Source organism: Holdemanella porci, from assembly GCF_019052655.1.
Taxonomy (GTDB): domain Bacteria; phylum Bacillota_I; class Bacilli_A; order Erysipelotrichales; family Erysipelotrichaceae; genus Holdemanella; species Holdemanella hominis.
In genome coordinates this window covers 1-7,974 of record NZ_JAHQVB010000077.1, presented here as the reverse complement: position 1 = coordinate 7,974, position 7,974 = coordinate 1, and the positions used below count along the sequence as shown (strand labels likewise).

Genomic DNA, 7,974 nt, shown 5'->3' with positions numbered 1-7,974 from the left:
TTTTATACGAGATTTCTGGACTGGTGTTAAATCCGTTCCATTAATTGAGTCAAGAATCATATTTGAAGAGATCACCTATATGCAGATAATCATACGATATGAATTGGTCATCAAAGCACTGCGTTCTGCGCTTATGTTGGATACACCGGATGAACAGATCGATGAGTTTATTCGTTTTTTTGGAAAACATATTGGATGTGATCGAATTTATATTTTTGAAGATAATAAAAAGAACATGTGACCGATAATACATATGAATGGTGCCGTCAAGGCATTGAAAGTGAAATTGATTATCTACAAGGCGTTGATATGGATATCATCGATTGGTGGTACAAAGCTTTTGATAAGAAAGAAAATGTGATCATTCGTGATGTTGAAACGATAAAAAATGAGCATGTGTATATATATAATACGTTAAAGATTCAAAATGTTAAGCGTCTTGTGGTATGTCCAATTCGCTATAAAAATGAAATCAGTGGTTTCTTTGGCGTGGACAATCCACCGATTGATGATCATTTGGGTTTAACTACATTCTTAGATATGATCGCAACGTTAGTCATCTCTTTTTTAAAGATTCGTAATTCACAAAATAAGTCCAAGCGTGAGGCAAAATTAAGTGGCTATTCAGCCTTGGGACAAATCTATACTTCTATGCATTATATCAATGTGAAAACCAATCGCTTTCATATTGTGAAAATGGAGCCGCAAATTCTAACGTATTTAGGAAAATATGAAATTTAGGATATAGGAGATAATTTTACGGATCATATTTGTAAGATTCATCGAAAATTCTGTCAAGCTGATTATGTAGATCGAGAAGTTGAATTTATGAATCTTGAGACATTAGAAGAAAGACTTCAAGGCAAAAAATCCATAGATAGTGTTTTCTATGGTAAGCTTTCTGGCTGGTGTCGATCCCGTTTTATTCCGGTTGATTATGATGAGGATGGAAGTTTACTCCATGTTCTATACTGTGTGGAGTGTATTGATGATCAAAAGAAGCGAGAAGACAAATTATTATATTTAGCTCAAACAGATACAATGACGGGAATTTCAAATCGTCGTAGTGGAGAGAAGATGATTGAGCGTGTTTTAAACAACAAAGTCAGTGGCATGATGTGTTTAGTGGATTGTGACAAATTTAAATCCATTAATGATACGTATGGGCACATGGCTGGGGATGAGGTCATTGTTGCGATTGCGCATACGCTACAAAAATCGTGTCGTGATAAAGATGTAGTCATGCGTCTTGGTGGAGATGAGTTTGTGTTATTTATTCCAGGTGTTACGGAACGTAAGTGTGCCAATGCTTTCTTTAAACGTTTGTTTGAGAATTTGAAACAAATCCAAATTGAATCTATAAAAGATCATCCGATTATAATGAGTTTAGGCGCTTGCATTTATGATGGAAAAGAAGAATTGACCTTTGATGAATTATACTGCAGAGCCGATATGGCAATGTATCAAAGTAAAAAAGTGGAAGGATACAGCGCAACAATATATAAGAAAAAATAGCCTCTTGATGAACAAAGAGGCTATTGATGTATTCAAAATGTATACATGTGTTAAAAAGGTATAAACAAATTATATTTTTTGTGGTATTATACCCAAAACGGAGGGAAATATATGCAGAAGTACGTAGAAATTAAGCGGGATGGATTGACATTACGAGGTATGCTTCATGTGCCAGACAATGTAAGTTCGAAAGTGCCTATGGTCATTCTACTTCATGGATTTTGCGATGATCGCAATGAAATAAATTTTGTGCATAATGAGTTATCTCAAAGATTGTGTGATGCTGGTATTGCGAGTGTTCGCTTTGACATGAATGGCAGCGGAGAAAGCGATGGACGCTTTGAAGATATGACTATTTCAAGTGAGATTCTGGATGCGAAAGCCATGTTGAATTATGTCGAATCTTTAGATTTTGTCGATTCTAAAAAAATTGCGCTTCACGGATGTAGTCTAGGAGGATGCGTAGCGAGTATGGTAGCAGGACAATGTAAAGAAAGAGTTCAAGCATTGTCGTTATGGTGCCCTGCACCAGATTTAGTTTATAACTTGAAGGAACATTTGACTTTGTGTGGCCAGAACGTTTCAAACATTGAAAAAGATGGATGTGCAGATGTGGAAGGATTGAAGTTGAGCCTTAAATTTTACCAAGATGCATGTACACTCGATCCTTATAAAGAGGCTTCATTGTTTGATAAAAATGTTTGTACCATTCATGGAGATCAAGACATTACTGCTTCGTGTGAGTGTAGTTACAAGTATAAAGAAATTTTTAAGGAAAGAGCAAAATGTATTATTGTCAAAGGAGCAGAGCATCGTTTTAAATCATTTGCGTTTAGAGAAGCAAGAATGAAAGCGGCTCTAGACTTTCTAAAGGACGAATTGTTATAGATGAAAGAGAAGGAAATTTGATATGAACAAAGAAAGAAAACAGCCAACAACCCTATTTGCGGTGGTTTCATTTTTGGCTATTATTGCCGTATTGATCATTATGATCAACTTAGGATGCAATACAACACTATCGGTATTTGCGGGTGTGATCGTTGCGGTTATTACCACAAAATTTTTAAATATTCCATGGAGTGAAGTGGAACAGAATATTATTAAAACAGCGGCTGAGTGTATGCCGACATTTTTGATTGTCATTATGGTCGGTATGCTTGTGGGAATCTGGATGGCCGGTGGAACCGTTCCATCATTGATGTATTATGGTATGCAAGTGATTTCACCGAAGATCTTAGTACCTCTAGCTTTTGTCCTTTGTGCCCTAACGAGTGAATTTACAGGAACATCCTTTGGTTCTGTGGCAACCATGGGTCTTGCGATGGTGGGAATTGCCGCTACAACAAGTATTCCCGTACCATTAGTTGTAGGTGCCGTTGTTTCTGGAGCGTGGCTAGGAGATAAGATGTCGCCTTTATCAGATACAACCAATTTAGCAAGTGGTGTAAGTAAAGTACCTTTATATGCTCACATTCATTCTATGCAGTATACAACACTTCCTGCAGCTGTAGTCGCTTTGATCTTATTTACAATTGCCGGCTTGTATTATAGTGGTGGAAGTATGGACCTTGCCCAACAAAAATTGATTTTAGATACGCTATCTAAACATTTCAATATCAATGTTCTATTGATTTTACCTGCTATTCTAGTTATTTTGATTTCTGTATTTAAATTACCTTCCTTATTAGGAATGGGCTTAGCCGTAGTTGTATCTGCTGCTTTTGCGATGGTATTTCAAGGGGTAAACTTTGTTGATTTAATGAACTATGCTTTTAATGGTTTTAGCATTGAAACAGGTGTATCCATTGTTGATCCAATGTTGAATCGTGGTGGTGTACTTTCTATGTCTGAATTATTAGTGACATTTATGGTTGCTAGTGTAATGGGAGCTGTCATAACGTCTACTGGTATTTTGGATGTTTTGGCAAAAAATGTTCTTTTAAAATTTATAAAGAATCGTACAGTACTAGTGTTTGTCACTTTGGTGTATTGTTATGTTGTGAACTTCTTAACAGCTGGCGGACAAACAGTATCTATCATTGTAACTGAACAAACGTTTGAATCGACTTATGAAGATATGAATGTTTCTCGTAAAGTATTATCTAGAACACTCGAAGATTCTGGGACATTATCTGCGCCTATCGTTCCTTGGGGTGTTGCGACAATTTATGTCATGGGCGTACTTGGGTGCTCAACAGCTTATATTCCATACGCATGGTTTATCTTTGTCGTTCCTATTTTCTCAATGATTTGTGCCATTACTGGAATTGGAATTTGGGATAAAGAAGAAAAGCCTGTTCGAAAATAAATGTCTTATATCTTTACTATCTTTTAGAATTGGTGTATAACTTAAATGTAAATGAAAAAAGGGAGCTTGTAGTACAGGCTGAGAGGAAAGTATGACTTTCGACCTATAACCTGATTTGGATAATGCCAACGTAGGGAAATACTTTGTCTTTTTAGTGTGAGTATACCTATATTGGTTGCTCACTTTTTTTTGTGGCGAAATGGGGGCACCACTTTTTGTCACGTTAAATAATCATTTGGAAAAGACAAACTATTAAATGTCAATAAGTAATGTAAAATTTGTTGAAATTGTAATTTTCTTTGTTGAATCAAGGGTGTTTGTCTTGATTTAGAGGTGAATCCTCTCAAAAAACTTCATCTTGTTTTTGAAATTTGGTGCATTGAAAACAACTTTTTTGAGCCTTTAAAAAAATTTTCAAAAAAGCCTGATTTTCGAAAGAATTTATATGTTTTTTTATTCGATTAAAGCTGTTTTTATCGATTTAAATACGAATTCATGGAGTTCTCCATATTCATCTTCATACAGATATTTCTTTCGTCTAGTTTTTGCCGAAAAGTCTGTTTCGGCATTTTGGAAAAACTCATTTTGGGTTGATTCCGACAGTTTCGCCAAATCGCGGTATTGAATAATGTATGTGGACTGGTTTTTCATTAAAGAATAGATTACTTTACAAAGCTTGTTCGCTACTGCATTCACGGCAAGAATATGTTTGGTACGATCTCCATTCTTTTTCTTAGTAAAATAAGCTTTAAATATTGGATTGTTTCTTCGTGCAAATTCAGCAACCATGTAGATTGCATGGCGAAGATAACGAGAACCTTTTTTGGAAATTTTTCCACGCTTGTTCACAGAAGAACCAGACTTGGAGTTGTCACCATATAACCCTGCCAGGGATACGATCTGACTCGCTTTATGAAATCTGGAGATATCACCTATTTCAGCAACGATTGTAGCCGCTGTGATTTTTCCACATCCTGTTAATGTAAGAAGTACATGATAAGCAGGAAATTCTTCAGCCTTAGAATCAATTATTTTCTCGAGATTTCGTATTTCTGATTCAAGAGAATCTATAGAATCAATAAGACTGTGAATGTTGTATAGTTCGCCATCTGAGATAGATTTGCGAACAACAATTGAATTGCGTGCAGCATGAATAAGTTCATTTGCCTTGTCTACGCCAAATTTATTTTTAGAAGCTTTTTGAAGAACAGAAACAAGTTCATTGAAATCAGCTTCTATGATAGAATAAGGCGTAGGATATATTGAAAAGATAGCTTTTAAGGTTGCACGTCCACTTGGAAAGACTTTGAGAAGGTCAGGGAAATACAAACAAACTTTGGCGAGGAATCTGTTTGTTTCCTGAGTGCATGTAACTTTAAGTGCATTCCTTCTGCGAATGTAGGCTTTCAAATCAGTATATCCGTTTTTTTCTGCATGAACGATTTGAGCATCGCCGTTCAAAAGAAGTTCGGCAATACAGGCAGAATCAATTTTATCTGTTTTATTAAGTCGTTTGTAGTCTCTGTAATTTTTAACGGAATCCGGAAAAATCATAACTACGTGATACCCATCTGATTTGAGCCTTTCGTATAGGTTAGTACCATAGATACCTGTCACTTCCATTCCGAACAAGATCTTATCTTTGTCCAGACATTTGGAAAGGACAGTGTTAAGGAACTTTTCATACCCTTGTAGCGTATTTGAAAAGTGTCCTTTCTTAATCAAGAATTTATCCTGATTGTTTTTCATGGCAAAATCGTGTTTATTCTGAGCACAATCGATGCCAACGTAGTAGTCATAAGAATCTTGTTTTTGCATAAAATTTTCCCTTCGTAACCGGTTCTGGATTGCACCTCTAAAGCAAGACAAACACAACCTCAAAAATTAGAAGATACAGTGCAAAGCAAAGTTCATCAACAAACCAAATCAGTGTATAAGGTACGTCTTGAATAAAGGAACCAGTCTTTATAAAGTGAATCAACAGTTCACAGGAGATTTGTAGGCTGCCTTAGTCCAGAACGTTACCATTATCATGGATTAAGAAGAAAAATACAATCTGTTTAACAACAATGTGTTGAACTGATTACGCTACATATTATATGAGGAGATTTTAAAATGAACACAAATGAAGGTACAGTAAGTACAGGCGCTACATATACCACTCAGATGGATGCTGCGCGTAAGGGGATTATTACGCCAGAAATGAAGATTGTAGCCCAAAAAGAAAAAATGACAGAAGAAGAACTAAGAGAGTTAGTCGCATGTGGTAAGGTTGTAATTCCGGCCAATAAAAACCATAAATCTTTAAATCCTGAAGGTGTGGGAAGTATGTTACGCACGAAGATCAATGTAAACTTAGGGGTTTCTAGAGATTGTAAAGATTATGATGTCGAAATGGAAAAAGTTATGGCAGCCGTAAATCTTGGCGCAGAATCAATTATGGATTTATCGAGTCATGGAAATACACAACCATTCCGTCAAAAATTAACATCTGAATGTCCAGCTATGATTGGTACTGTACCTGTATATGATAGTGTGATTCACTACCAAAGAGATTTAAATACATTAACCGCAAAGGATTTCTTGGATGTAGTCGAGTTACATGCCAAAGATGGTGTGGATTTTGTTACTTTGCACTGTGGAATCACAAGAAAGACGATTGATCAAATCAAAAAACACAAACGTAAAATGAATATTGTTTCTCGTGGAGGAAGTTTAGTCTTTGCGTGGATGTCAATGACAGGTGAAGAAAACCCATTCTATGAATACTATGATGAAATCTTGGATATCTGTGAAAAATATGATGTGACGATTTCTTTAGGAGATGCTTGTCGTCCTGGATGTTTAGCAGATGCCACAGATGTCTGTCAAATCGAAGAATTGGTTCGTTTAGGAGAACTTACAAAACGTGCTTGGGAACATAACGTACAAGTTATTGTCGAAGGACCTGGACATGTTCCATTAGATCAGGTTGCGGCCAATATGCAGGTTCAGCAACAAATCTGTATGGGTGCTCCATTTTATGTGTTAGGCCCATTAGTTACAGATATTGCGCCAGGCTATGATCATATTACAGCGGCTATTGGTGGTGCGGTTGCAGCTATGTCAGGAGCAGCCTTCTTATGTTATGTAACACCGGCAGAACACTTGGCTTTACCAAATGTTGAAGATACAAAACAAGGAATCATTGCTTCTAAGATTGCAGCACATGCGGCTGATATTGCCAAAGGTGTTAAAGGAGCACGAGATATTGATGACAAGATGGCTGACGCAAGAAAGAATCTAGATTGGGATGCGCAATTTGAGTGTGCGCTAGATCCAGAAACCGCAAAAGCAATTCGTCAATCTCGTATGCCAGAAGATGATCATAGTGACACTTGTAGTATGTGTGGTAAATTCTGTGCTGTAAGAAGTATGAATAAGGCTCTATCTGGAGAGAATATTGATATTTTATAATTGTAGTATTTTACATCTTTTATATTTTTTAACAATTATTTGTAGAAATTAATTGATGTTGTGTGTTGTTTATAAAAGTATGATATATTAAGTGTGTAACGTTTAAATGTTATATTCTCTCGTGACATATGTTACTAAAAATGAGATTGGTGAGTATGTTATAATTAGACGTATTGAGAAGGGGTTATTTATGAGTGAGCCAGTTTTAAGTTTTCTTGAAGAAAAGAATCTTCCTGAAGTCATAAAAAAGAAACATACATATTTGATGATGGATGGACACGACCAAGAAGATATTTACGTATTAAAAGATGGTGTTGTGAAAGTGAGTATTGTTTTATGTGATGGGCGTGAATTCAATATCACTTATTTAAAAGGTTTGGATATAATTTCTTTGTTGAAAGATGAAATCAATAAAATGACTACGGCATCATTTCATGCTCGTATCGAAAGTGATACGGCATCTTTCTATCGAATCAACAGAAAATTCTTTGAACAATATGTGAAAGAAAATGAAGAATTACATGCATATATAGAGTCGTATTATCGTAAAAAGATGACCGAAGCTATTTATCGACAGCAACTCATGACAATGAATGGGAAAAATGGAGCTGTGTGTGCATTTATCTATCATTTGATTCCGTGATGTTAGCATATAAATAGGACTAGTCAAAAAGAGAAAATTTACACCAGTGGTA

7 protein-coding genes, 1 pseudogene and 1 riboswitch are annotated in these 7,974 nt (G+C 35.8%); of the genes and pseudogenes, 7 read left to right on the top strand and 1 reads right to left on the bottom strand.

The window, feature by feature from the left end; all coding sequences use genetic code 11:
* The 5 genes and pseudogenes from KTQ83_RS10465 to nhaC form a co-directional block, all read left to right on the top strand.
* A pseudogene (locus tag KTQ83_RS10465) lies at positions 1-241 on the top strand (hypothetical protein); the annotation flags it as partial.
* Complete coding sequence (locus tag KTQ83_RS10460; protein WP_217256776.1) at positions 238-741, top strand: hypothetical protein; 504 nt, start codon at positions 238-240, stop codon at positions 739-741. The pseudogene KTQ83_RS10465 and the gene KTQ83_RS10460, both read left to right, overlap by 4 nt.
* An 87-nt stretch (positions 742-828) precedes the next feature.
* Positions 829-1,515, top strand: a complete 687-nt coding sequence (locus KTQ83_RS10455; RefSeq protein ID WP_217256775.1) for a GGDEF domain-containing protein — start codon at positions 829-831, stop codon at positions 1,513-1,515.
* A 111-nt stretch (positions 1,516-1,626) separates the two neighbouring features.
* A complete protein-coding gene (locus KTQ83_RS10450) occupies positions 1,627-2,403 on the top strand; it encodes an alpha/beta hydrolase (RefSeq protein ID WP_217256774.1) in 777 nt (258 codons plus the stop codon).
* Positions 2,404-2,425: 22 nt separating this feature from the next.
* The gene (gene nhaC, locus KTQ83_RS10445; protein ID WP_217256773.1) at positions 2,426-3,823 is read left to right on the top strand and encodes a Na+/H+ antiporter NhaC; all 1,398 of its coding nucleotides are present in this window, start codon (positions 2,426-2,428) and stop codon (positions 3,821-3,823) included.
* Between the two features lie 48 nt (positions 3,824-3,871).
* A riboswitch (TPP riboswitch) is annotated at positions 3,872-3,977 on the top strand.
* 299 nt (positions 3,978-4,276) lie between these two features.
* Here nhaC and KTQ83_RS10440 read toward each other — a convergent pair.
* Positions 4,277-5,641: an IS110 family RNA-guided transposase gene (locus KTQ83_RS10440; RefSeq protein WP_217256772.1), complete on the bottom strand. Its 1,365-nt coding sequence runs from the start codon at positions 5,639-5,641 to the stop codon at positions 4,277-4,279.
* 297 nt (positions 5,642-5,938) lie between these two features.
* Between KTQ83_RS10440 and thiC the strand changes: the two genes are divergently transcribed.
* Together thiC and KTQ83_RS10430 are read left to right on the top strand one after the other, a co-directional pair.
* Positions 5,939-7,279 (top strand): phosphomethylpyrimidine synthase ThiC, encoded by a 1,341-nt coding sequence (gene thiC / locus KTQ83_RS10435; protein ID WP_117925605.1) that lies wholly within the window; start codon positions 5,939-5,941, stop codon positions 7,277-7,279.
* A gap of 190 nt (positions 7,280-7,469) precedes the next feature.
* Complete coding sequence (locus KTQ83_RS10430) at positions 7,470-7,922, top strand: Crp/Fnr family transcriptional regulator (protein ID WP_217256771.1); 453 nt, start codon at positions 7,470-7,472, stop codon at positions 7,920-7,922.
* Positions 7,923-7,974 lie beyond the last annotated feature (52 nt).